General features: G+C 37.4%; 23 protein-coding genes. 13 read left to right on the top strand and 10 right to left on the bottom strand.

The genetic code is table 11. The features are described 5' to 3' along the window. Positions 1–151 precede the first annotated feature (151 nt). Positions 152–1588 carry a tetratricopeptide repeat protein gene (locus AC4CVF_RS16910; protein WP_419358980.1) on the top strand — a complete coding sequence of 479 codons (1437 nt, stop codon included), beginning with the start codon at positions 152–154 and terminating at the stop codon, positions 1586–1588. Positions 1589–1602: 14 nt separating this feature from the next. Continuing rightward, entirely contained in the window at positions 1603–2322 is a 720-nt protein-coding gene (locus tag AC4CVF_RS16905) for a metallophosphoesterase (RefSeq protein ID WP_336952269.1), read from the top strand. 41 nt (positions 2323–2363) lie between these two features. On the opposite strand, the gene AC4CVF_RS16900 is transcribed toward AC4CVF_RS16905, so the two are convergent. Both AC4CVF_RS16900 and serA read right to left on the bottom strand, forming a co-directional pair. Continuing rightward, positions 2364–3236, bottom strand: a complete 873-nt coding sequence (locus AC4CVF_RS16900) for an EamA family transporter (RefSeq protein WP_419358976.1) — start codon at positions 3234–3236, stop codon at positions 2364–2366. Between the two features lie 281 nt (positions 3237–3517). Next, entirely contained in the window at positions 3518–4750 is a 1233-nt protein-coding gene (gene serA, locus AC4CVF_RS16895) for a phosphoglycerate dehydrogenase (protein WP_490789738.1), read from the bottom strand. Between the two features lie 373 nt (positions 4751–5123). Here serA and AC4CVF_RS16890 point away from each other — a divergent pair, with 373 nt between their 5' ends. The 6 genes from AC4CVF_RS16890 (at position 5124) to AC4CVF_RS16865 (ending at position 11552) form a co-directional block, all read left to right on the top strand. Continuing rightward, on the top strand, positions 5124–6533 hold the full coding sequence (locus tag AC4CVF_RS16890; RefSeq protein ID WP_336952266.1) for an FAD-binding oxidoreductase: 1410 nt from the start codon (positions 5124–5126) through the stop codon (positions 6531–6533). 152 nt (positions 6534–6685) lie between these two features. Further along, a complete protein-coding gene (locus tag AC4CVF_RS16885) occupies positions 6686–7501 on the top strand; it encodes a DMP19 family protein (protein ID WP_490789737.1) in 816 nt (271 codons plus the stop codon). Positions 7502–7578: 77 nt separating this feature from the next. Then, the gene (locus AC4CVF_RS16880; protein WP_004818679.1) at positions 7579–7950 is read left to right on the top strand and encodes a hypothetical protein; all 372 of its coding nucleotides are present in this window, start codon (positions 7579–7581) and stop codon (positions 7948–7950) included. Between the two features lie 57 nt (positions 7951–8007). Continuing rightward, entirely contained in the window at positions 8008–9105 is a 1098-nt protein-coding gene (ddlA, locus tag AC4CVF_RS16875; RefSeq protein ID WP_490789736.1) for a D-alanine--D-alanine ligase, read from the top strand. A gap of 769 nt (positions 9106–9874) precedes the next feature. Further along, positions 9875–10639 (top strand): nucleotidyltransferase domain-containing protein, encoded by a 765-nt coding sequence (locus AC4CVF_RS16870; RefSeq protein WP_419819678.1) that lies wholly within the window; start codon positions 9875–9877, stop codon positions 10637–10639. 31 nt (positions 10640–10670) lie between these two features. Beyond that, positions 10671–11552 (top strand): pirin family protein, encoded by an 882-nt coding sequence (locus tag AC4CVF_RS16865; RefSeq protein WP_336952584.1) that lies wholly within the window; start codon positions 10671–10673, stop codon positions 11550–11552. 34 nt (positions 11553–11586) lie between these two features. Here AC4CVF_RS16865 and AC4CVF_RS16860 read toward each other — a convergent pair whose 3' ends face one another. Further along, on the bottom strand, positions 11587–11979 hold the full coding sequence (locus AC4CVF_RS16860; RefSeq protein ID WP_336952262.1) for a hypothetical protein: 393 nt from the start codon (positions 11977–11979) through the stop codon (positions 11587–11589). A 346-nt stretch (positions 11980–12325) separates the two neighbouring features. Between AC4CVF_RS16860 and craA the strand changes: the two genes are divergently transcribed. Next, positions 12326–13567 (top strand): chloramphenicol efflux MFS transporter CraA, encoded by a 1242-nt coding sequence (craA, locus tag AC4CVF_RS16855; RefSeq protein WP_490789735.1) that lies wholly within the window; start codon positions 12326–12328, stop codon positions 13565–13567. A 62-nt stretch (positions 13568–13629) separates the two neighbouring features. Here the strand turns inward: craA and AC4CVF_RS16850 are convergent, their stop codons facing one another. The 3 genes from AC4CVF_RS16850 to yccS form a co-directional block, all read right to left on the bottom strand. Then, positions 13630–13917 carry a DUF3817 domain-containing protein gene (locus AC4CVF_RS16850; RefSeq protein WP_490789734.1) on the bottom strand — a complete coding sequence of 96 codons (288 nt, stop codon included), beginning with the start codon at positions 13915–13917 and terminating at the stop codon, positions 13630–13632. A gap of 165 nt (positions 13918–14082) precedes the next feature. Beyond that, the gene (locus tag AC4CVF_RS16845; protein WP_419358968.1) at positions 14083–14637 is read right to left on the bottom strand and encodes a hypothetical protein; all 555 of its coding nucleotides are present in this window, start codon (positions 14635–14637) and stop codon (positions 14083–14085) included. A 30-nt stretch (positions 14638–14667) separates the two neighbouring features. Beyond that, positions 14668–16818 (bottom strand): YccS family putative transporter, encoded by a 2151-nt coding sequence (gene yccS / locus AC4CVF_RS16840; RefSeq protein ID WP_336952257.1) that lies wholly within the window; start codon positions 16816–16818, stop codon positions 14668–14670. Between the two features lie 183 nt (positions 16819–17001). Between yccS and AC4CVF_RS16835 the strand changes: the two genes are divergently transcribed. Further along, the gene (locus tag AC4CVF_RS16835) at positions 17002–18225 is read left to right on the top strand and encodes a DUF2252 family protein (protein WP_336952256.1); all 1224 of its coding nucleotides are present in this window, start codon (positions 17002–17004) and stop codon (positions 18223–18225) included. Positions 18226–18270: 45 nt separating this feature from the next. Here the strand turns inward: AC4CVF_RS16835 and sodC are convergent, their stop codons facing one another. The 3 genes from sodC to AC4CVF_RS16820 form a co-directional block, all read right to left on the bottom strand. Next, complete coding sequence (gene sodC / locus AC4CVF_RS16830; protein ID WP_336952255.1) at positions 18271–18825, bottom strand: superoxide dismutase [Cu-Zn] SodC; 555 nt, start codon at positions 18823–18825, stop codon at positions 18271–18273. A gap of 276 nt (positions 18826–19101) precedes the next feature. Further along, positions 19102–20220 (bottom strand): AI-2E family transporter, encoded by a 1119-nt coding sequence (locus AC4CVF_RS16825; RefSeq protein WP_490789733.1) that lies wholly within the window; start codon positions 20218–20220, stop codon positions 19102–19104. A gap of 100 nt (positions 20221–20320) precedes the next feature. After that, positions 20321–20965 (bottom strand): ParA family protein, encoded by a 645-nt coding sequence (locus AC4CVF_RS16820; protein WP_336952253.1) that lies wholly within the window; start codon positions 20963–20965, stop codon positions 20321–20323. Positions 20966–21094: 129 nt separating this feature from the next. Here AC4CVF_RS16820 and AC4CVF_RS16815 point away from each other — a divergent pair, with 129 nt between their 5' ends. After that, positions 21095–21562 carry a Holliday junction resolvase-like protein gene (locus AC4CVF_RS16815; RefSeq protein ID WP_336952252.1) on the top strand — a complete coding sequence of 156 codons (468 nt, stop codon included), beginning with the start codon at positions 21095–21097 and terminating at the stop codon, positions 21560–21562. 446 nt (positions 21563–22008) lie between these two features. Here AC4CVF_RS16815 and AC4CVF_RS16810 read toward each other — a convergent pair whose 3' ends face one another. Continuing rightward, on the bottom strand, positions 22009–22632 hold the full coding sequence (locus AC4CVF_RS16810) for a class I SAM-dependent methyltransferase (protein WP_336952251.1): 624 nt from the start codon (positions 22630–22632) through the stop codon (positions 22009–22011). Between the two features lie 183 nt (positions 22633–22815). Between AC4CVF_RS16810 and AC4CVF_RS16805 the strand changes: the two genes are divergently transcribed. Both AC4CVF_RS16805 and AC4CVF_RS16800 read left to right on the top strand, forming a co-directional pair. Beyond that, positions 22816–23406: a hypothetical protein gene (locus AC4CVF_RS16805; RefSeq protein ID WP_336952250.1), complete on the top strand. Its 591-nt coding sequence runs from the start codon at positions 22816–22818 to the stop codon at positions 23404–23406. Between the two features lie 78 nt (positions 23407–23484). Continuing rightward, positions 23485–23892: a protease inhibitor I42 family protein gene (locus AC4CVF_RS16800; RefSeq protein ID WP_336952249.1), complete on the top strand. Its 408-nt coding sequence runs from the start codon at positions 23485–23487 to the stop codon at positions 23890–23892. Positions 23893–23945: the final 53 nt, after the last annotated feature.

Here is a 23945-nt window from a genome sequence, read left to right as displayed (position 1 = left end):
TATTGCGCAGATTTTAACACTTTCTAGGTTTTATTTAAGTATTTCGAGAATAGATGAATGTTGATTCAACATTTCCCTTTGAGATTCAGCTAACTCATCTGTAAGATGGGGATGATTATACTTGCAATGGCACATGTGTTAGGAATAAAAGATGTCAGGAAATACGAATAAAACTGAAAATTTAGACTTAAATGGAACAGAACATTCACAAGCAGAAGCTTGGTATATCGACGTACTTAAACTAGAACAACAAGGGGTTGCTCAAAATGAGCAAGATGCCCAAGCACGTGTTGATTTGTTGGTCAATGCATCCAATCAGAATTTTGCACCTGCAAGTACCTTGTTAGGGCAGTGGCATGTTTTAGGCCGTTATCTGAATCAAAGTGTTCAGTCTGCCATTCTTTTTTTTCAACATGCAGCAAAGCTTAATCATGCACTTGCCCATTTAGAACTTGCTTATCTAGGGTTGAATAATGCCACCGATCATCTGACAAAAGCACAAGCATTAATTCATTTACAACGGGCGGTTCAACTGAATCACCCAGAAGCGATTTTTGTTTATGCCCAACAGCAATTGTCACAAGATTTACAGTTAGCTTATCAACTACTTTTAGATAATTATTTAAAAAATCAGCATCAAAATAGTTTGAAGTTTTTGGTCGAATTTTCAGGCTTTGATCCAATCAAAGTTCAAAATGAATTATTGAAAATTGCAGAAAAAGATTATTTTGCCTGTGCTTTATTGGCATTTAGTTATTTAAAACAAAACAACCCTGATGTCGCTTTTAAATATGCCAATTTCGCACAAGAAAACAATGATCCATTTGGTTGCTATGTTTGTGCACTTATCGAACAGCAAAGTGCTAAAGTGGATGCCACAGTTGTACAAGAACATTTACTTAAAGCGGCAAAAAATGGACATATTGAATCCGCCTATTTAGCCGCCGTGACGCTGTTAAAAAACTCGGAAAATGCCAAAACTGAGCAAAAGCAAAAAGAATATGCAACGCTGGCTTTTGATTTATTATTACATGCTGCGGTTTCAGGCAATGTTCCAGCTCAATACTCTTTAGCGCAGTGTTTACGTTATGGGATGGGAACTGAGAAAAATCTTGATCAAGGCATTTCTTGGTTAGAACGTGCTGCAATGCAAAACCATCCAGACGCACAGTTTGAATTGTCGATGTTATTACCGTTAGAACATGAACATCATCTCCCATTATTAAATTCAGCCGCAGAGAAAGGGCATGTGCAGGCTATGCTGTGTATGTCGATTTTTGAACAACGTCAAAACAATGCGGATGGTGCACTACTTTGGTTAAATAAAGCCAAAGAACTAAAAGTTCCACGTGCATTCTTTCTGCTGGCGCAAATGTATCAGGAAGGTAAGTGTGTCGAGGTGGATCTAAGCCAAAGTGCAGATTTGTTTAAACAAGCGGCTGATCATGGCGATATCGACTCTTATTTTGAATTATTTAAAATTTATAAAGATGGGATCGGGGTGCGTAAAGATAAAAAAACTGCCAGCAAATATTTGGATTTAGCCAAAAAAAACCAGCATATTGAAGCAGCTTCAATTGAGTTTTAATCAAAGATCAATCTATGTCTGAGTTATCGCAACACAACCTATCTCATGTTGAAACCTATACCCATCACACAGGGCGCTTGTTTGTGGTGGGAGACCTACATGGTTGTTATGATATGTTGATGCAACAGCTTGAACGAATTCAATTTGATTTTCAAAAAGATCTATTGATTGCTGTGGGGGATCTTGTTGATCGAGGTCCTGACAGTTTGCAATGTCTGCAACTGATTACTGAGCCTTGGTTTAAAGCCATTTTAGGTAATCATGAAGAAATGTGCTTACTGTCGCAGATCGATCCAATGATGAAAGATATGCATACGCATCATGGTGGAAAATGGTTTTATGCATTAAGTTCAGAACAGCAACAACAAGTCATAGATCAATTAAACACTTTACCCATACTGTTAGAAGTCATTTATCAAAATAAGAAATATGGTTTTGTGCATGCGGATATTGATGTAAATGATTGGGATGCATTTAAAGTTGCAACACGGTCTAAAAGTAGAGAGTTGGCTTTATGGGGCAGAGGGCGAATTAAAAATAAACGCTTTATGCGTTATTCAACTGTTGTTGGTGTGGAACAGGTTTTTCTAGGGCATACAGTAGTTGATTTTGTCACCAAGAAGCATAATTGCTATTTTTTAGATACAGGTGCTTGTTTTGGAAGTGAATTAACGCTTGTTGAAATAGATCAAAATGTGCCAATAGAAAACCAAGTCTTTGTGCTCAAATCATGAGTTAACTCTCATCCATCATTTATTTCAATTTTTGGCATGGTTTATTCTATATCCCGTGCTTTTTGTGCGGTTACGGTGCAACCAATCGATGCACTAATGATAGTGGCTAAGGCTAACCATTGTGTCCATAATAATTGTTCATTTAAGAAAATAAATCCTGAAAATGCTGCAATTGCAGGTTCTAGGCTCATTAACGTGCCAAAGCTTAAAGCAGATAAATTTCTTAATGCAATCATTTCCAATGAAAACGGCAATGCACTTGCTAAGATCGCCAACGCAATAAAATAAATTAAATTTGAAGGTTCAAAAACTTTTAAAGGCATCCCTGAAAATAAGGCAATTGGCATTAAACACAACATACCTACAAACATCCCCAAGCATACGGTATGGTTTCCAGAAACTCCTGAAGGTCGTTGACCTGCAATAATATACAGCGCCCAGCAAGTGCCAGCAGCTAAGGCAAAGGCAATGCCAATAGGATCGAGAGTTTGCTTTGCCTGATCAAATGGAAACAGTAAAACTAGTCCAAGTATCGCAAGTCCGACCCAAATAAAATCGAATTTTTGCCGTGCATGAAATAGAGCCACACTGAGCGGGCCAATAAATTCAAACGCTACGGCGATTCCGAGCGGAATACGATGAATCGATAAGTAAAATAAAGCATTCATTCCTGCAAGGGCAATACCATAACTGATGATGGATGACCATTTCACCTGTTTAAAATTGACCTGCCAAATTTTAAAAATCACGGCTAAAATCAATGAGCCGAGTAATAAACGCATAGCGGAAATGGTTATTACTGGAAATTGATCAAATAATGTTTTTGCTAATGCACCACTACTTTGCATACTGATCATGGCAATGAACAATAAAACTATAGCTTGAAGGTGTGGTGCATTTTTAAAATTTGGCATTCTTTCTAGAATTTAGACTCAGGACTTGGCGGAAAATATCTGCAATAGACTTCTTATTTAAAACAATTTATATGAAAAAGTAATGTAATTTGAAAGCCTATTGAGTTCTAGATAGTACACTGTCTTTGTAGAGTAGAGGGAGAGAAGATGCTAAATAGTTTATTGATCAAATCATTTAACTAACGAAAGAAGTCATTTGAAAGAGAAAGACCTCAACCAGATTTATAAGCCCAATAAAAAAACCACAGGCAAATACCTGTGGTTTTCTAGCTTTCGTCGTCTTAGAACAATACGCGAACGCGGATTGTGCCTTCAACTTCCTGAAGTGTATCAAGCGCTTCTTGAGATGCAGTTGCGTCTACATCCATCACCAAGTAACCCACATCACCTTTAGTCATTAATGACTGACCAGAAATGTTGATGCCGTGTTCAGCAAACAGGTTGTTAATTTTAGATAACACGCCTGGCACGTTTTTATGAATGTGCAGTAAACGGTGTTTACCTTCAGTTAATGGAAGTGCGATTTCAGGGAAGTTTACTGCAGATAAAGTCATACCTTTATCTGAATAAGCAACAAATTTTTCAGCAACTTCTAGACCGATGTTAGCTTGCGCTTCCATGGTTGAACCACCAACGTGAGGTGTTAAAATCACATTGTCTAGACCACGAAGTGGAGAAACAAACTCTTCACCATTGGCTTTAGGCTCTTTCGGGAACACATCAACAGCCGCACCAGCAATATGGCCAGATTTAATTGCATCTGCTAAATCTTCAATAACTACACATGTACCACGTGCAGCATTGATGAAGATTGAACCTTCTTTCATTTTCGCAAATTGAGCTTTTGCAAAGAAGTTACGTGTTGAAGGAACATCGGGTACATGCAGTGTAACAACATCTGCATTTGCAAGGAGTTCATCTAAAGAACCGACTTGACGTGCATTACCCATAGGAAGCTTAGTCACTGCATCATAATAAATGACGTGCATACCCATGCTTTCAGCTAAAACTGAAAGTTGAGAGCCAATAGAGCCATAACCCACGATACCTAAAGTTTTACCACGCGTTTCAAATGAACCTACAGCAGACTTGTTCCAACCACCACGGTGAGTTGAAGCAGATTTAGCAGGCACACCACGAAGTAAAAGAATAGATTCTGCAAGAACCAATTCAGCAACTGAACGAGTGTTTGAGTATGGTGCGTTAAATACAGGAATACCACGAATCATGGCTGCATTTAAATTCACTTGGTTTGTTCCAATACAGAAACAACCCACTGCGATCAATTTATTCGCAGCTGCAAAGACTTCTTCAGTTAATTGTGTACGGGAACGAATACCAATGAAGTGTGCATCTTTAACCGCTTCTTTCAACGCTTCACCCTCAAGCGCAGTTTTACGGGAATCGATATTGGTATATCCGGCAGCATTTAACGTGTCGATTGCGTTTTGATGAACGCCTTCTAACAACAAGAAACGAATTTTATCTTTAGGTAGTGAAAGATGTTGGCTCATTACGGCTCCGCTACAAAGGCCAAATTTAGTCGCAATATGATACCATAGACCTTGTTCTATAGATATTTTGATTGTGACAGGACAGTGGATATTTTATCTACGATTTCTGATAAGCATTATTCAAAAATTAAATGAAATGCTAATGCATTGATTTTTATAGTGCTTGCAGCCACTTTATACACAAAGTGTGGATAATGTGAATCAAATCTGTGCTTTATCCTCAGCAGTCATCTAGGTAAAATACTGCTAAAATCAGTAAAATTGACGATTTCAGCTGTAAAAAAATGCTGAAAAATTTTCACAGACTGATTTAAAATCTCGAATGTTATAGTACGACAACCACTTATTTACTTCTTGCTAGGTCCGCAAAACGATGAATGCTCCAGTAACGATAGCACCTGAATTATTGACCCAATTGACGCAAATCGTCGGTGAAAACCGGATTAAAACCGATGCTGACAGCTTAGAAAATTGGGGCAAAGACCATACTAAGCATTTTGATCCTCAGCCATCGGTCATCGTTTTTCCATCGAGCACAGAACAAGTGCAAGCTATTGTTCAATTGGCTAATCAATTTAATGTTGCGATTACTCCATCGGGTGGACGTACAGGTTTATCGGCAGGTGCTGTTGCTGCCAATGGTGAAATTGTCGTGAGTTTCGACAAAATGAACCAAATTTTAGAATTTTATCCAGCTGATCGTATGGTGCGTATTCAGGCGGGTGTGGTGACGGAACAGTTGCAGAACTATGCAGAAGAACAAGGGATGTATTATCCCGTTGATTTCGCTTCTGCGGGCTCATCACAATTGGGTGGTAACATTGGAACCAATGCCGGCGGGATTAAAGTCATCAAATATGGCATGACTCGTAATTGGATACTTGGTCTGACTGTGGTGACGGGTAAAGGTGATGTATTGCGTTTAAACAAAGGCATGATTAAAAATGCTACAGGTTATGCAATGCAACATTTATTTATTGGTAGTGAAGGGACTTTAGGTTTAGTGACCGAAGCTGAAATTAAACTTGAACGTCAACCACATGATCTACAAGTGATGGTATTGGGAGTTCCTGATTTTGATGCAATCATGCCAGTATTGCACGCATTTCAAAGCAAAATTGATTTAACTGCTTTTGAGTTCTTTGGTGAACTTGCGATGAAAAAAGTTTTGGATCGTGGTCATGTGCAACGTCCATTTGAAACAGAATGCCCATTCTACGTTTTACTTGAATTTGAAGCACCATATGAGCCGATTATGGATGCTGCGATGGAAATTTTCGAGCATTGTATGGAACAAGGTTGGGTGCTTGATGGGGTGATGAGCCAAAATCTTGAACAAGTTCAAAGCTTATGGCGTTTACGTGAAGATATTTCTGAAACGATTGCACCATTTACCCCATATAAAAATGATATTTCAGTATTGATTACACATGTTCCTGCTTTTATTAAGGAAATTGATACGATTGTCGCTGAAAATTATCCTGATTTCGAAATCTGCTGGTTCGGCCATATTGGGGATGGAAATCTGCACTTAAATATTCTAAAACCTGTGAATTTATCTAAAGATGAATTCTTTGCCAAATGTCAGGTAGTAAATAAGTATGTATTTGAAACTGTGAAGAAATATGACGGTTCAATTTCTGCAGAGCATGGCGTAGGCATGACCAAAAAGCCTTATCTGGATTACACGCGGACTGCTGAAGAAATTGAATATATGAAAGCCTTGAAGAAAGTGTTTGATCCAAATGGCATCATGAACCCAGGTAAGTTATTTGATCTGTAATGATTTAAATAGCTCGCTTGTACAAGCGCTTCGAGAGAAGCGCTTTTTTATTGCCAAACAAAAGATAAAATAAAGTTACATGCTTGTCGCCATTTGTTGCCGAAAATTTGTTATGTTGATTGCGCTTAAATATTGATAAGAAACTGAAAACTATGCTCATTGATAAGATTTTAATTTCTAAACAAAGTTTAGATAGTGATGATCACTATGATGTGATTATGTCCAATATTGATACCTTAAATGGCTTATTTGAACATTATGTTGAATATGATGAAGTATCCGCAGAGGCTTTATATAGTTATTTTGTCGATTACTATCTTGCTCAAGTGAATAATGGCGGTTTTTCACAATTTGTTTATAACACAGGTTGGGATGCGTTCATGGTGAAACATGTTCGTGAAGGATTAAAAGCCATGAATGCGACTGGGCATTCGGCTCTCTTTGAGCAAAGTGCGGATTTAATTGATCAGTTTACGGATGAGCAATTAGAACAGTTCTTAGAGGGTGAATACTTTGGAAAAAATGAGCAGCGAGATATTCTCAATGCTTTTGATGACCAATTTTATGCATTGAATGATAGTGAAGATTTGATTGAAATCAATAGTCGATGGTTAAAACAGCATCCAAAGCTACAGGTTGTCGATGAAGATCAAATCTTGGCGATTATCGAGCAAGTTACAGCCAAAATTCCAAATTTAGAACAACGTAAACAGCAGGCAGCTGAAAACAGCCCCCGTTATTTTAAAATTATTCAAGCCTTATGCCAGCAAGCAGGTCAGGAACTAGATCGTATTACCATTGGTGATCCATCACATGAGTATAATGGGCAAGAGATTGTTGCTTGGCATTTTCTAACCAATGTAGGGCATTTTTATATGCTGGATCTAGGTAATCAAGCCTTGATGTTTGATGAAAATGATCAACAAATCATAGTGCTCGATGTTAGCCATATTGCAGCTGAGTCATAAAGACACAGTTTTTAAATAGTGTACGTTTAAAAAGCATAGCATCATTAGGCTATGCTTTTAGTTTTAGGGTGATCAGAATGAATCGTTTGAGTTTAATTTCAGTATTTTGTTTAGTGACTTTATCTGGCTGTGCAACAACACAAAATTTAATGAATAAAGTGGGTGGTTCAGAGACCCCATTAAGTCAGGTTTTAAATGAACGTCCTGATTTACGTAAGGATCTCGCGACTGTTGAGTTGCGCCAATATTTTAATAGTGTGGAATCACCTACTGTTGCAGAAGTGAAGTTGACTGAAACGGGTTTGATGGATGATTCAGTACGTTCTATTCGTAGCGTATATAGCTTTAAAAATATTGATGGTCAGTGGAAACGTATAGATATGCAGAAGGAATATCAGTGTTATCGTGGTAAGAACACCAAGACCTTCCAAAAGGCAAAATGTCCTTGATCAATTATTTATCGGGATTTAAAGATTTGGAAGATTAAAATCAGGGTACAAACAAAAATGGCAAAAACTAGAGTTGGAATAATTTTTGGTGGAAAATCATCAGAACATCGTGTGTCACTACAATCAGCACAAAATATCGTGGATGCAATAGATCTGCAAAAGTTTGATCTTAGTTTGATTGGAATAGACCAAGATGGTGCTTGGCGTATCTTGGATGTTACTCATTATTTAGAATATGACCACGATCCTAAATTAATTTCTCTCGCCCCTCGTGAACATGAAGATTATTTGCAGTCAAAACAATCTCAAATCTTTGAAATTGAAAATGCGCAAGGATTACCACCCATAGATGTTATTTTTCCTATCATTCATGGGACTTTAGGCGAGGATGGTGCATTACAAGGCATGCTTAAAATTTTAGATCTACCTTTTGTTGGTTCAGATGTTTTAAGTTCTGCAATTTGTATGGATAAAGATGTCACCAAGCGTTTGTTACAAGGATCTGGGATTGCGGTTGCACCATTTTTAACTGTTCATGCTTACCAGCCAGACGCAGTGAGTTTCCATGAGGTTCAAAATACTTTAGGACTTCCAGTCTTTGTGAAACCTGCGAATCAAGGTTCTTCAGTGGGTGTCAGTAAAGTTGAAAACGAACAAGAGTTTATTGTTGCTTTAGAAAACGCATTTCAATATGACAGCAAAGTATTGATTGAAAAGTTTATTAAAGGTCGTGAAATTGAATGCGGTGTTTTGGGTAATTACAATCCCAAAGCCAGTGTTTGTGGTGAAGTGGTTGTAAAGTCTAGTTTTTATTCTTATGAAGCAAAATATATAGATAATCAATCTTCTGAAGTGGTGATTCCTGCTTCAATTTCAGAAGAGGAAAGTAATAAGATTCGTGAGATTTCGATTAAAGCTTTTAAAGTTTTAGGTTGTTTGGGACTTGCACGTGTCGATTTTTTCTTGACTGAGAATGGCGATGTTTTACTAAATGAAGTAAATACTTTACCTGGCTTTACTAATAACAGTATGTATCCAAAGCTTTGGGAGGTAAGTGGAATCACGTATTCTGAATTAATTACTCAACTCATAGAATTAGCATTAGAGCGTCATGAAAATGTTTTAAGAAATTCAAAATTTGTAGCTAAAGGATAATTATCTTTGGCTGTTTTATATTTCTTATTGAAAATAGATAGAAATGCTGGATAAAAACGTATCAGATTTGGTACGTTTTTTATTTGGCAAATCACAATAAATGAATATTTTAATTGTAGGTAATGCTTTTGATCTTTCGCATTTTTGACTGATACAAGAAGTTGAATGATAGTCAATCTGTCAAAAAACTCATACACAAGAATATAACTTCTCTTGATTGATATTTTTAATTAAATCAATTACATGTGGAAATCAATTGTTTGATTATAAAAAAGCTTGCAATGCCACACCCTATATTCAAAGTTTAAATACCATTGCATAGGCGATGCCTCACTTTTCGTAGGTGATACCAAACCTTGCGCTGCAAACAAAGCCCTGCTTTGTTTTTGCTCATGTTGGGCGAGGGGTACGTCCTGTACCCCCGCCCAACGGCGACATCCATGTCGCCCCACGGTAGGACAATCATTTAGGGTTTAAAAGTACAAAAAATGAATTGATAACCAACAGTTTCTAAAAGTTCATACAAAAAATAAGCTTTATTTATGATCAATGGCTTGATGTAAATCACTTGTATGAATAATTAGGAGGCTTGGCTATATATCCAACATAAAGCAAATTATGCTGGTAAGTATCATGATGAATTAAAGCGATTATTGATAAAACTTTTAAATTAAAAATAAAGGGGAGTCGATCTTGAATTCAAAGAAAATTTAAAAAGCACTGAAATTGATGTTATAAAACCTATAGATTTACCCAAAATGTGAACACAATGAACATCCAACAAGAAATTCAAAACTTATTCCAAAACCGAGATGAACATCCACTGTTTTATATCGAAAGCGGTAGTCGTTTATGGGGCATGGCAAGTCCAGACAGTGATTACGATGTGCGTGGTTTTCATCTACCCTCCAAGGCACAATATTACGATTATCGCCAACACCGTGATTTAATCGAGATCATGGATGGCGACTTTGATTTCGTTTCATTCGACTTAAATAAAATGTTTGGACTTTTGGCAAAAAGTAATCCGACTGTTTTAGAGTGGGTACGTGCACATATTGTCTATTTCAATCAATTTCCTGAATGGGAAATTTTTAGAGATGGCTTACTTGAACGAATAGACTATAAAGCTCTGTATTATCATTACTTGTCGCTGGCTAAAGGTGGTATGCATGTCATGCAAACTGCAGATAACTTTACCTATAAAAAAGTGTTTTATTCTATTCGTGGTCTGATGTCAGCAGAGTTGGCAACACAGCAAATTATGCCTGAACTCCAGATTACGCAATTGTTTGATCAAATCGACTCCCATGATCCATTACGTCATTGGGCAGAAGATTATTTAGAAATCAAAAAACAGCAAAAAGAAAAAGCACAATTACCTGTCGCTGAACAAGCACAGATCTTAAAACTGTTAGAAGATAAAATTGAAGCCCTTAATCTAAGAACGATTGAACCTACTAATGATATTGAAAAATTAAAGCAATATCTCACCGAATATAGCTTTAATTTAAAACAACATTTTTATGGCTAATGCTTTTACTCAATCAGAGAATAGTGACACTATGAAAACCCTTGCCTTTATTCATCGTAATGACACCCGCTTTGCGATAGGAGATTTTTATCCTGTACTTTCTGTATTTTCGCACTATGAATTAGGCAATACGGTTTCTCCCTTTCTGTTACTGGATCATTTAGGACCTGGTGTTTTAAAACCGACCAATTTACGCAAAGGGGTGAGTGAGCATCCTCATCGTGGTTTTGAAACGGTTACCCTGATTTTTGCTGGTGAATTAGAACACCGTGATTCATCGGGTGGTGGTGGTATTGTTTCAACGGGTGATGTGCAATGGATGACCGCAGCTTCCGGTGTAGAACACAAAGAGGTCTTTAGTGAGGTATTTTCAAAAACGGGTGGCTATTTTGAAATGGTGCAACTGTGGGTGAATTTACCAGCTAAAGATAAAATGAACCCACCACGTTATCAGAGTTTACGAAAAGCAAATATTCCAGTGATTGAACTTCCGAATAGCGCAGGAACGGTACGGGTGATTGCTGGGCATTATCAAGGACAACAAGGGCCAGCAAAAACGCATTCGCCACTTCATGTTTTAGATATTGAAATCCAAGCAGGGCATAAGGTGAGATTGCCCGCTGGTGCAGGGGAAACCACACTGGTTTATTTACGAACCGGCAAGGCATTGTTTCAAGCTGAAGATGAGATATTTGAAGAGCAAGGGCTTGCCGTCATGTCGAGCTTAGAACAAGACTTAGAAATTACGGCATTGCAACAGTGTAAATTGCTGCTGCTGACAGGCAAACCGCTTCAAGAACCCATCAACGGTCATGGCCCTTTTGTGATGAATAGCTACGCTGAAATTCTTGAAGCATATGATGATATTAAACGTGGCACATTTATCAAATCAAAAGTGCTACATGATGAATAAAGCAAATTATGTGAATTATAATTTGCTTTGATAGCTAATTTATCGATTGTTGTTTGTTTTTGAGTGCAATCAAGCCTTTGATTAGCATCGCAATTCCGACACCTACGCATAATCCCATCAAGAACTTGCCAAATATACCAAAACCCAATTCTTTATGGTTGGCTGAACTAATTGCCTTTGCCGTATCTTCAGCCGACCCAGTACCATTGGCCTGAACATCCATCAAGGCCACAAAGCCTGTATCTGTTTTACAGCTTTCAATCACTGAGCTCGAATCTTCCGCATATTTCTTTTGAACCAATTGTTCACATCGAGCCTGATCTTCAGCGCTAATATTTGGTGCAGAACTTATAAAATAAAGTCCTCCACTAATCAACAATAAAATCAGACCAATAATGATCAGTGATACAGGATTTTTATTTTTCATTTAAATTATTTATATCAGCTTAACCAGTATTTAGAGTAGCTGAAGAATAATAAATGTTCAACTTCCCCTGAAAATTTGTCTGTGTTAGACTACCCAAACTTTACCTGTGTGTACTTCTATGAGCTTTCTTATAGATCGGGTCAAGTTAAAAAATCTCACAAATATAGTTTCAGCAATTACTTTACCTATTGAATTAGACACCTTGTGAATACGGTGTTGAACTGCCTTTATTCAACGTAAATTCCACAATTTAATATTTATATTTCAGTGCTTGTCATTGGGCGTACACTTATCTTTAAAAAAAGTAGTGTGAGCGATGCAAGCCGATAATGATATGTAGAAAACAATGCAAAATTTAGTGCAAAAACAACAAACTGCAAGTTTGAGTCGCGCTACGCTTATGTTTCCATTGGCGTTGGTGTTATTTGAATTTTCAGTTTATATCGGTAATGATTTGGTCCAACCTGCGATGCTCGCAATTACCAAGGAATTTGGTGTGAGTAGTGCATGGGCACCATCATCTATGTCATTTTATCTCCTCGGCGGGGCATGCGTCGCAGGGATACTCGGACCTTTGTCTGACCGTTTAGGACGTAAGAAAGTTTTATTGTCAGGTGTTGCATTTTTTGTTATCACCTGTTTATCAATTCTGTTTACCCACAATATTGAAAGTTTTCTTGTTTTAAGATTCTTGCAAGGTTTTGGTTTATCTGTGATCGCAGCGGTAGGTTATGCTGCGATTCAAGAAACTTTTGAAGAGCGTGATGCCATTAAAGTCATGGCACTGATGGCAAATATTTCTTTGCTTGCCCCTTTGATTGGCCCAGTCATTGGTGCTTTCCTGATTGATCATGTGTCATGGCATTGGGGATTTATTGCGATTGCTTTTTTAGCTTTTCTCAGTTGGTTTGGTCTAAAAGCCAAAATGCCATCACGTACTACCAGTATTCCCAAAAAGCCTTTGAGTTATATTTGGGATGATTATATGCAAGTCCTAAAAAACAAGACTTTCATGGGCCTGACCCTCGGTTTGCCGATGGTGGCGATGCCTTTAATGCTATGGATTGCGTTATCTCCTGTGATGTTGGTTGAAGAACTGGGACTCAGTAGTATGCAATATGGACTGGCACAATTTCCTGTATTGGGTGGATTGATTCTTGGCAATATTGCACTGATTAAAGTGATTGATCGTTTGCCGCTAGGTAAAACAGTTTTGATTGGCTTACCTTTGATGCTGTTAGGTACCTCAATTGTTGTGGCAGGAATAATTTGGCGCGAATATTTTCTTTATTGCGTTATTTTAGGGATGACCTTAGTCAGTTTTGGTGAAGGAATTAGTTTTTCAGTGCTTTATCGTTTTGCGTTAATGTCATCCGAAGTTTCTAAAGGGACTGTCGCTGCTGCTGTTTCAGTGTTGATGATGTTCACTTTCTTTTTTGTAATTGAACTGATTCGAATTCTGTATGAACAGTTCCATCTCTGGGCTTATGCGTTGTCATGCTTTGCTTTAATTACTTTGTGGTTCACTATTCCACGTAGAATAGTGAAAAAAATTATGCTGCAACGTAAAGCAAATGGTGAATTTTAAGCTCACTTGAGTTCCCCTCTCCTATAAAAGGAGAGGGGGCTTTGCTTCATAAATAAAACAGGTTAAGGCTGTTGTAATGCTTTTAATTTATGATCAAAAACAAAAGGTCCAAAAGGTAAAATTGAAGCAATCAAACCTAAAATAAATATCTTAATAGACCACTTCTGTTTTCCACAGACCATCAATAAAACTGCCAAAAAATCAAGAAATAGCACACCATGCCCCATGCCAATATATTTTACATAGATTGGTGTATCCCAAATATATTTTAAAGGCATAGCAATAAAGAGAAGAAGGAGAAAGGAGATGCCTTCGAGAAAACCAACAATACGTAAAGATTTGATATTCATGGTCACTTAATCAAATGAGAATGAAGCTTGAGTCTAACCGAATTATCTAAACTATTTTAAAAAATGAGTAAATAAAATTGATTCATTTAAATGAATTGATGATCATTCTGGAGAATAATATTTTAGCCTCCCGACCCAAAAGTTTGCTCCGATATTCAGGATAAATTATTGTAATGCTTTGATTGCTGCATCCTGCCGTTGCTGTTCAAATTCAGTGATATAAACACAACCGATATAGGTCTTATGTTCACCTTCATCTACAACTGGATTAGATTCAGCTAAAGTCAGTTTACGCAAAGATTTTTCCATTTCTTTGGTCTCAAGATCTGTTTTTACAATTTTCTCTCCTGAGAAATAAGGCATATCTTTAAAGAAAGGGTTTTGAGAAATTTGAAACTTTTTCGCGAGAACTTGGGTGTTCGCATTTTTTAAAACAGCCAGCATCCCACCAGAAACTAAGCTAATTTGATCTGTAGATTGACCGAATACCGTAATGGGGACTTTACTGACATAGCTATATTCTTCACCTTGTTTGATCCAGCCATTCTTTTTCAAATCATCCTCAAAGTCAAAACCTAAGTCATAATAATTTTTCAGTGTCTTTTTACACTCTAAAAATTGCTGTAAGTCTTGATTAAATTGAGAATCTGCAAAAGCATTGGGCATAGCACCGATAGCCAATCCAGAAAATAAAAACGTTAGGAAAATTTTAAATTTCATGTGATGTCTCAAAATATTTTGTGATTCTTGCTATTTAATTTCTAATCGAAGTAAAGTTGTTTTTAGTTTTAACAACTCAGGTAAGGTTTCCAATAATAAACTGATTTGTTTAAGCACCAAAAGTAAATTATCTGATAAATTTTCTTGATCATTGATGTTCTGAATCTCAGTGAGCTTTGTTTCAATTAATGCTTCATTTACAGCGGATTGGTTAAGCAAAACATCATTTAACGTGTCTTTACACCACAACATCAAATCTAAAATCTGCTGATCATGCACATGTTCACGATGACTGCCTAAAGCAGAAACATAACTGAGCTGGCTATGGCTATAGACCAAATATCTAAATGCATTGTGAATTAAATCCTGATTTGGATTGGGTTCAGCACTTAAACTGGAAATCATCGTGGATAATTCAATCTGTGCATTATGTGCAGCTCGGCGTGCTTTACGATAATCAATACTATTGGTTCGGCCTTGTTGATATTGCTCAACAACCGCATCGAAATAGTCTAATGTTGCTTTGCTGCTTTTACGAATATTGTTGGAAATATCACGGAAGTTCCAGTCTGGCCAAATAAAACTGACCGCAAACCATGCGATTACACATCCCAAAATAGTATCGATAATACGTGGTAAAATAATGGTATAGCCTGCACCTTTTAAATTAAAGATCAACAAAACCATTAGGGTTGCCATTAAAGTCGCCATGGCATATTTTTTTGAACGTAAGTAGAAAAAGGATACCCCAAAAATAATAGTGAGAAGTAACTGTCCTTCTATACTAGGTATAAAATATAAAATGGGAATACCTAAAAGTACGCCTAATACAGTTCCTAAAGTGCGCAGTTTTAAACGACTTTTGGTGGCAAAATAACTGATCTGGCAGACAAATAAACTCGTGAGTAGAATCCAATAGCCATTTTTTGCGAAGGGTAGTAAGGAAATTGTGTACCCGACAGCAAACACAAATGAGATTCGCACCGCATGGCGAAACAATGCAGAATTTGGGGTTAAATGTTGTTTAATCTTGAGCCAAAGGTCTGGTAGATCATGGATATCATCATCCAATAAATTTAGATTATCTCGATGGTGGCTATAACTTTGCTGATAATTACTTTGTTCAATACTCAGATTAATAAATTGATCTTGCACATTTTTGAGATTTTTTAACACCAACAGTAAGTTTTTTACTTCTAAATTATGTGGATTTTGTTGAATCCATTCCAGCATTGAGTTTTCTAAATGTGCTAAAGCAATACTATTGTCAGGATGCGTTTGAAAGATTTGACGCTTTAAAATTGCCTCAGCAAGTTGTTGGCAATTGCGCGCTTGTAAGCGGACATTTTTTTGAATGCGATAAATTAAATCTGTGCGGCTAAAGTTCTGTTGGATCTTTTCATAGTGCAAATAATTGGAAGTAACTTGCTCATGAATATCTTGGGCCAAAAAATATAAGTTGAGCCAGTAGATGGTGTTTTTATTTGCACGAGAGGCTTTTAATCGGGTGAGTAATGAGGCTTTGGTTAAATTTAAGTTTTGCACCAACTGGCTGTTTTGCAAAGATAGGTCAAATAAAAGCTGTTCAATATTGTCGACATTATCAGGATCAAATAGTTTTGCTTTTGATGTCAAAAGCTCGGAAAGAAGATTGAAACTATTAGAGAGGTTGTCTTGTACAGCCTGTGTCGGTTTTAGCAAGTAGAAAATAATAGAGGTCAAGCCATACCATAATGTACCCATGACAAAATAACTGGGTTGTTGATACCACTCAGAATATTCACCTAAGCCAAACATGGTATAAATTGACAAGAGCACAGTACCAAATGAAATGGTGGCATAGCGTTGCCCTAAGGCACCCATTAAGATAAAAGCCCCACTGGAAAGCGACAAGTAAATTAAAAATAAAAGCTTATAGGAATGTAAAAAATCTAAAATACTGCTGACAGTAAAAAACAGCACACAGACCAAGCCTAGATTTCTTAACCGAATACTGAGTCGGTCATCAAAATCAGTGAGTGCTGTTGCAATTGCGCCAAGTGTAATCGGTACAATAAGTTGATCATAACCTAGAAAATACAGGCCAAGCGTTGTTCCAGTTAAAACAATCAAAATCTGTATGCAATAAATCAAAGTCGAATTTGATTTTATATTTTGAAAGATTTGCTGATAGCTATTCACAGTGTCTATTCAGTGGCTTGGACGTTTCAATATTTTACTCGTTTCTGATAAGGCGATATGATTTATTGCATGTAGAAATGTAAAAAAGAAACGGTAATATTCAACATTTTATATACAGTTGAGCCCTTACTTAAACGCTTAAAAAAACTCAGAATAAGTGATCAAGTACTTAAAATAGTAAAAATGCCAAGAAAGCAAAACACTGAAATAAAACAACCGCGTTACCGCAATGCTGAATTAACAGAACGTCGTAATTTAAAAATGGCAGGTTCCATCCATGCCTATGTACGAGGCAATACTGCCAAATATTATGATTGGTTAAAGCAAGCGGAAATAAGTTCGATACCACAAGGACCAGCGATTTGGATTTGTGGGGACTGCCATACCGGTAATTTGGGTCCTGTAGCCAATGCAGAGGGTAAAATTGATATTGAGATTCGTGATTTAGATCAAACCGTGATTGGTAATCCAGCCAATGATGTTATCCGCTTAGGACTATCCTTAGCGACGGCTGTACGTAGCTCTGATTTACCTGGGGTCGTTACCGCACAGATGATTGAAGCGCTTTACGCGGGTTATGTTTATGCCTTAGCACACAATGGTCAGGGGATTGGTAAATTACAGCGACCTGTCCTTGTGCATAGTGCAATGCAGAAAGCACTGAAGCGAACCTGGAAAAATTTAGCAAGAGAGCGTTTAGAAGCTTTAAAGCCAGAAATCATCTTGGGGAAACGATTTTGGCCCCTATTGAAAAAAGAACATCTCGAAATCCACAGTGTTTTTAATCAGCCTGATATTCAGGACTTGGTCACAATGATTGGCCAGCGTGATCAATCCGCTCAATTGAAAGTCATCGATTCAGCATATTGGGTTAAAGGGTGCAGTTCTTTAGGCCTATTGCGCTATATCGTACTGATGGATTCATCCAATCATATTGTCAGAGATGGGAAAGGCCTATGTTTAATGGATCTGAAAGAAGCCACAACAGCACTTGCACCACGTTATTCAAATACACCGATGCCAAAAGACAATGCAGCAAGAATTGTTGAAGGTGCAAGACACTTATCACCATTTTTAGGGGAGCGGATGCGAGCAAGTAAGTTTTTAGATACTTCGATTTTTATTCGAGAGTTATTGCCACAAGATTTAAAACTCGAAATAGAAGGGGTCAATGAAGTTGAAGCCAAAGACTTGGCTTTCTATTTGGCTTTTGTGGTTGGTCGTGCACATGCTCGACAGATGGATGATCCAGTACGCAATGCTTGGATAAAAGAGTTAAAACGCAATCAATCAAAAACCATCGAGGCACCATTTTGGCTATGGCGGAGTATTGTTGAATTGATGAGTGTACATGAGGCTGGTTATTTGGAACATTGCCGTCGTTATGCGCTTTCACATCTGAAATAAAAAAGATGTGGATAAGAGCAGACTTATCCACAATTTATGATCAAATTATTGAATCACACCACATGCTATACGATCTCCACCACCACCAAGGGGTTTTGGATGATCTGAATAGTTATCCCCGCCTGCATGAATCATGATGGCTAAGCCTTGAATATCTGCCAATTTTAAACGTGGCGCAATTAAGGTTGTTTTTGCATTTCCATTGGAATCTACATTCAGTACAGGTAAATCCCCCATATGTCCATCATTCGGGGTGCCATGACCAGTTTTTTGAGGATTGAAATGCCCACCCGCAGCTAAAGCAGCGCCCATTTTTCCATCCTTTTCAGCAGGTGCACATGAACCTTTTTCATGAATATGAAAACCATGATAACCCGAAGGTAAGTGGCTAAGTTGAGTGTTGATTGTTAAACCATTTGGAGAGTCTTGCAAGCTCACTGTACCAATTTTTGAACCAATGCCTTGTGCAGATACAGCATGAATATCTACTGTTTGTAATGGTGTTTTAAGCTTAGGGTTGACCGTTGTTGTACTACATGCTGCTGTAAATAGGGTGATACATGTACAAAGTATAGAAGTTTTAAAAAAAGTAGATGTCATTGAACGCATCCAAAGTATTTGATTATGATTAGTAACTATTCAAACAAAGCCCAACAGGATAAACAATGTGAATTAAATGTCTGATTGTATGAATTTATTTAACAGAGAGTTTGATTGGTATTGATTATGTTGATTAAAATAAATGAAGAAAATCATTACGTAGTATATCTGCGATATTAAAGATAGCTATACAAGATATATTCGCCAACTCATGCTTATTGGCGAATATAGTGGTTATAACTATTGCATTTTAACGTTTACTTGCTGGCATTCAGCTTAGGATTTGGTGGGTTTATCCTCATCAATGTCATAAGCCATTGTTGCATCAGGCATGAGGCTCTCTGATTCAGTAGTTTCATGTAACCACTCACGCCAAATTGCCAAGAGAATTGCAAGAATGACAGGGCCAATAAACAGTCCAACCAGTCCAAAACTTGCTAATCCACCAAGTACACCAAACATGATCAACAAGAACGGAATCTTGGTTGCACCTGAAATAACCAAAGGTCGAATCACATTATCAGCAGTACTGACAATACAAACACCCCAAGCCATTACACCAATTGCTTCCATGGTTTGACCTTGTGAGAAAAGCCATAATGAAACTGCACCATAAGCAACAGGAGGGCCGAATGGAATCAGTGCCATCAAGAACGTCACAATGGTAAGGACCATTGGATTGGGTACACCTGCAACAAAATAACTCACACCAGCAAGAAATGCTTGAGCAACGGCAGTTAAACCAACACCATAAACCACAGCCCGAGTCGTCTCAGAAATGGTATCAAGATAATGGTGAATACGTGGACCAATTAACATTTGTAAGGCTTTACTGACTTGCTCCAAAATGGTTTGACCATCTAGGTAGAAGAAGAATAAAGACATGATTGCAAAACCTAGCTTAACCAGATTTTTGGTAATTTCGTTCAAGACGAATTTACCATAGTTCATATGGCCTTGAATCCAAAGACCAATGGTTTGTGAAAGGCTGGTAGGATCAGCATTAATTTCACGTACAGTACGGCTAACTTCTTTGCCGATGATGGGGAGTTCACGGATAAAGTCTGGAACAGTCAAATGACCTGAAGATAATTGGCGTTGGAGGTCGAAATAAAGATTTCGTCCTTCATGTTGTAAAATAAAAATGGCAAAAGTCAGTGGAATTCCAACCACCAAAACCACCAGCGTAATCATGAGTGATGCACTGAGGGTAGGTCGATTCGAACCAAACATTCTTAAGATGCGTTTGTACATTGGCCAAGTCATATAGGCAATAATACAGGCCCATAACACAGGTACAATGAAGTATTTGAGAATATCGTAACCTAGAAAAATAAGGATAAACAATAATCCAAACAATAAGATACGTTGTAAGTTCGAAGTGAAATCTTGCACGAATTACTCTAAAAATTGTGAGTGATTGACTCAATATTAACTGAAAAATAAAGTGTGGCAAATTTTAACCCTACTTTATCTGATCTTTATTGAATTGGTTTTAGAACCAATCGCTTGGATCGTCTATTAAAGCATCAAGTAAGGGTTGCCATTGTTCTTGAATGGTTAAAAAGTTCTTTTGGGTTTTATCAAAAACGTTTAAACCTTGCATCGCCAATTGGCTATAGGCAGTACGTTCGGATATCCATGCAACAGGTTTTTGTTCGATTTTATCAAAGAATTGCTGAATATCTTTCGAGCTAGAGCTGTTGGCTTTCATTCGGTTGGCAACCAGATATACAGAAACTTTGCCTTTACGAATTTTTTTAATGTCTTGGATGTGTTTAAGGAAACGTCGAGTACTGTCGATATCAAAAAAAGAAGGTTGTAGCGGAGTGACTACAGCATGGCACTCACTAATCAGTTGTTCTGCATGTTCACCAGTTAAGGCACCTGGTGCATCAATTACTAAATAATCTAGGTTTTTAGGTGCATCACCAATTGATTTTTCATGACGCCAATCCAGACTTTGAATTGTTGCTGCAGTGTTAGGGCGTTGCTTTAACCATTGCAGTGCAGATTTTTGTCCATCTGCATCAGCCAAGGCCACTTTATAGCCTTTTTGTGCAAGCGCTGTCGCTAATGTTATTGCTGTAATTGTTTTCCCACAACCGCCTTTTAAATTTGCAACAAGTATTGTTTTCATGATTGATCAATTAAGTCTGTAAGCTAACCTTCACCTTACTTTAGCATTAATTTTTAGCATATAGGTTATACATGACAAAACTTTAGTAGTTGTTTACATTGTGCAAGATATCGAGTTAAAGGAAAAAGCATGTCCATCTGGATGGCGATGTTAATTGGTGCGTGTATTGGCATCGTTTTAACCACAATCGTGTTATCAAGTACGCGTAATGGCAAAATAAAAGCAGAGTACGAACAGTATATTGCTGAGTTGGAGTTAGAGCATCAGCAGGCTTTAGCAAGCGCGCAAAAGCGTAGTGTAAATACCAGTCGTGCTGTGCTGAAAGGCAAAATGGCGGAACAACTTGCACCAATCATGCCTGAGTTTCGTTATTTACCCAGTGATGCCAAGTTCTTAGGTGATCCTATTGATTATGTCGTGTTTGATGGTTATACCGATTTTCGAGATGGTGAAGGTTTGGCAGAGGATATTGAAGTGGTGTTGATTGATATTAAGAGTGGTGGGGCACGTTTGACTAAAGGACAGCAAGCGATTGCTCAAGCAATTCATGATGGGCGAGTACGCTTTGAAACGATTCGGATTGATTTTCAAGATTAGAGGATAAAAGTGTAATTGAGTGTGCAGCTTTTGGATTAAAGCAATTGTATGGAAAAAATAAATTATTTGATTATAAAAAGGCTTGCAATGCCATACTTTACAATCAAAGTTAAAGTATCTTGGCGTAGGTGATGCCTCACTTTTCGTAAGGGATACCAAACCTTGCGCTAAAAAACCGTGCTTTGTTTTTGTTCATTGGGCGAGGTGTATGTCCTGTAACCCCGCTCAACGGCGACATCTCTGTCGTCCCAGTAGGGTAGGATAACTATCTAGGATTCAAAAATACAAAAACTTATTCATTGCTAAAAACCTTTAAAAGTTCATACAAAAACATAAGCTTCATTGATGATCAATAACTTGATGAAAATCACTTGTCTGAATAATGAGGTGGTTTGACTATCGCAAATTTTCTATTAAATTTATCTATTCTATTAAACCACGAAAGCTTAGAGCTTGTGTGCTCTGGCCATAAACATACGCCGTCCAATTTTTGGCAGATCTTCAGCATCAAAATAATATTTTTCAGAAAACTTAAAATTGGCATTTAAAAGTTCAAGTTCAATATTACGGTTTAAGTGGCAACCATCGGCAATAATCTTTTGTATAGGGGTTAAAATATCTTGCAATTTTTTTAGGGTGCTATTGTCATGATATTGAACGTGTTCAATTAGATGTAGTGTACCTTGAGGTTTTAAAACCCGATGAATTTCTTGAATGGCTTTATCTAAATTGGCAATACTGCACATAGTCCATGTACTGACGATATTCTCGACTGAATTATCTGCAAAAGGTAACTTTTCGGCACTGGCTTGAATATGTTGTACATGAAAGGGTGCATCAAATACCCGTTTCTGAGCAAGTTGGTATACATCGCGGTTTGGTTCAAGTGCATAAACTTGATCAACCTCTTGGTAAAATGGCAGGTTTAAACCTGTGCCAAAACCGATTTCTAAGACTTCACCTCGAACTTTTCCAAGTAATTCTGCACGTCCATCCATCATGCTGGGTGTTTGCATCACTTGATTGAGTAAATGCGGGAAGATACGTTGTTGGTAAAATCTATAAATCATAATTTTATGCAATTAGATGGGGATAAGCTAAATTCTAACCAAAGCATACTTTGAATATAAGACAAAAATAGGACGAAATCTCTGTATTTTGTTACCGAAACTCGATTTTTATTTTAAGTTTTTATATTAATACTAGGATTATAGATTTTGTACAATTTTTAACTGTGGTTTGAGGAGCATATTATGAGTAAAAAGTTAATCTGTGCAGCGTTGATGGCACTGAGTACTTTTCAGGTATATGCTTTTCAATCTACTGATTCCTCTAAAGTTTCAACAAGTAACCCAGCATTTAATATTGCCAATGGTTTGGCGCCAATAGATCAACATCAGAAAATTTCTGTTTTAGAACCCTTTCATGGGGAGTTTCGGATTCTCGGTTCAAAAGAATATAAAGATGATGAGCAAGCAAAATTTTCTCCAATTGATTATGCGGTAACTCGTGGTTTATTTACTGAACCTGAAATTGCCCGCCAGATTTCAATCAATCAATATGACCGTTTCTTAAATTGGAAAATGGCTCGACCACCCATTCCAGCTCAATTAGCAACTCAATTGGTCAGTAACATGCATATTATCCCGGCTAATCCTAAAATTGCTCAGCAAATCAAACAGGTAAAGCGCGGGGATCTCGTTCGCTTAACAGGCGATTTGGTCCAAGTGAATGATAAAGATTTGGTGTGGAAATCTGCTTTAGATTGGAATGGTGTGGGGGATGGGGCGTGTAAACTGATTCGTGTAAATTCTATTCAGTGGTTGGAAAAGCAAAATATCTAAATTCAAATTGAGCCACATCAGAGAAGATGATAAGGTTTGCTATAATTTTAGCCAATTTGATCATAAAGAGTGTGATAAATGAAAGGTTTAGTGGGTTTTACTTTGTTGTTTTGCAGTTTGGGCTTAGTCGCTTGTCAAAGTTCAAGTCCTACAGTGGAAGGTAAAACACATGAGTATACATTGAAACAAAAGTGCCCAACTTTGATGGATATGAAAGTAGGTGAGGTACTTGTTTTCAATGCACCTGAAAATCCTAGCACAGGTTATCAATGGCAGTTATTACAACCACTTAAAATTTTTAAAACAGAAGAAACCTATTTGCAAAATGACAGTGAAGAGGGGGCAGTGGGTGTAGGTGGAACAAAAACTTTCCGGTTTAAAGCTGAAAAACCAGGACAAGACTATATTGAATTGGTGCATATTCGTTCATGGGAGTCTTCAAAACAACCTGATCAACAATGGCGTTGTCGCATTCGAGTTTCTTAGCATTGAGTTTTAATCTTGATCAGCGTTTCTGCTTTTGTGCGATCTGTTAGCGC

It is taken from the genome of Acinetobacter sp. LipI_19 (assembly GCF_058242925.1).
The sequence above is the reverse complement of the archived record's forward strand: the minus strand, read 5'-3'. Positions and strand labels throughout refer to the sequence as shown.

Bases quoted from the DNA above. Each gene is read 5' to 3' on its own strand.
- AC4CVF_RS16905 (WP_336952269.1), top strand. From the start codon at position 1,603: ATGTCTGAGTTATCGCAACACAACCTATCTCATGTTGAAACCTATACC.
- AC4CVF_RS16865 (WP_336952584.1), top strand. From the start codon at position 10,671: ATGAAAACCCTTGCCTTTATTCATCGTAATGACACCCGCTTTGCGATA.
- AC4CVF_RS16900 (WP_419358976.1), bottom strand. From the start codon at position 3,236: ATGCCAAATTTTAAAAATGCACCACACCTTCAAGCTATAGTTTTATTG.
- craA (WP_490789735.1), top strand. From the start codon at position 12,326: ATGCAAAATTTAGTGCAAAAACAACAAACTGCAAGTTTGAGTCGCGCT.
- AC4CVF_RS16815 (WP_336952252.1), top strand. From the start codon at position 21,095: ATGTCCATCTGGATGGCGATGTTAATTGGTGCGTGTATTGGCATCGTT.
- serA (WP_490789738.1), bottom strand. From the start codon at position 4,750: ATGAGCCAACATCTTTCACTACCTAAAGATAAAATTCGTTTCTTGTTG.
- AC4CVF_RS16910 (WP_419358980.1), top strand. From the start codon at position 152: ATGTCAGGAAATACGAATAAAACTGAAAATTTAGACTTAAATGGAACA.
- AC4CVF_RS16820 (WP_336952253.1), bottom strand. From the start codon at position 20,965: ATGAAAACAATACTTGTTGCAAATTTAAAAGGCGGTTGTGGGAAAACA.
- sodC (WP_336952255.1), bottom strand. From the start codon at position 18,825: ATGACATCTACTTTTTTTAAAACTTCTATACTTTGTACATGTATCACC.
- AC4CVF_RS16810 (WP_336952251.1), bottom strand. From the start codon at position 22,632: ATGATTTATAGATTTTACCAACAACGTATCTTCCCGCATTTACTCAAT.
- AC4CVF_RS16805 (WP_336952250.1), top strand. From the start codon at position 22,816: ATGAGTAAAAAGTTAATCTGTGCAGCGTTGATGGCACTGAGTACTTTT.
- AC4CVF_RS16880 (WP_004818679.1), top strand. From the start codon at position 7,579: ATGAATCGTTTGAGTTTAATTTCAGTATTTTGTTTAGTGACTTTATCT.
- AC4CVF_RS16800 (WP_336952249.1), top strand. From the start codon at position 23,485: ATGAAAGGTTTAGTGGGTTTTACTTTGTTGTTTTGCAGTTTGGGCTTA.
- AC4CVF_RS16890 (WP_336952266.1), top strand. From the start codon at position 5,124: ATGAATGCTCCAGTAACGATAGCACCTGAATTATTGACCCAATTGACG.
- AC4CVF_RS16885 (WP_490789737.1), top strand. From the start codon at position 6,686: ATGCTCATTGATAAGATTTTAATTTCTAAACAAAGTTTAGATAGTGAT.
- AC4CVF_RS16850 (WP_490789734.1), bottom strand. From the start codon at position 13,917: ATGAATATCAAATCTTTACGTATTGTTGGTTTTCTCGAAGGCATCTCC.
- ddlA (WP_490789736.1), top strand. From the start codon at position 8,008: ATGGCAAAAACTAGAGTTGGAATAATTTTTGGTGGAAAATCATCAGAA.
- AC4CVF_RS16845 (WP_419358968.1), bottom strand. From the start codon at position 14,637: ATGAAATTTAAAATTTTCCTAACGTTTTTATTTTCTGGATTGGCTATC.
- AC4CVF_RS16835 (WP_336952256.1), top strand. From the start codon at position 17,002: ATGCCAAGAAAGCAAAACACTGAAATAAAACAACCGCGTTACCGCAAT.
- AC4CVF_RS16860 (WP_336952262.1), bottom strand. From the start codon at position 11,979: ATGAAAAATAAAAATCCTGTATCACTGATCATTATTGGTCTGATTTTA.
- AC4CVF_RS16870 (WP_419819678.1), top strand. From the start codon at position 9,875: ATGAACATCCAACAAGAAATTCAAAACTTATTCCAAAACCGAGATGAA.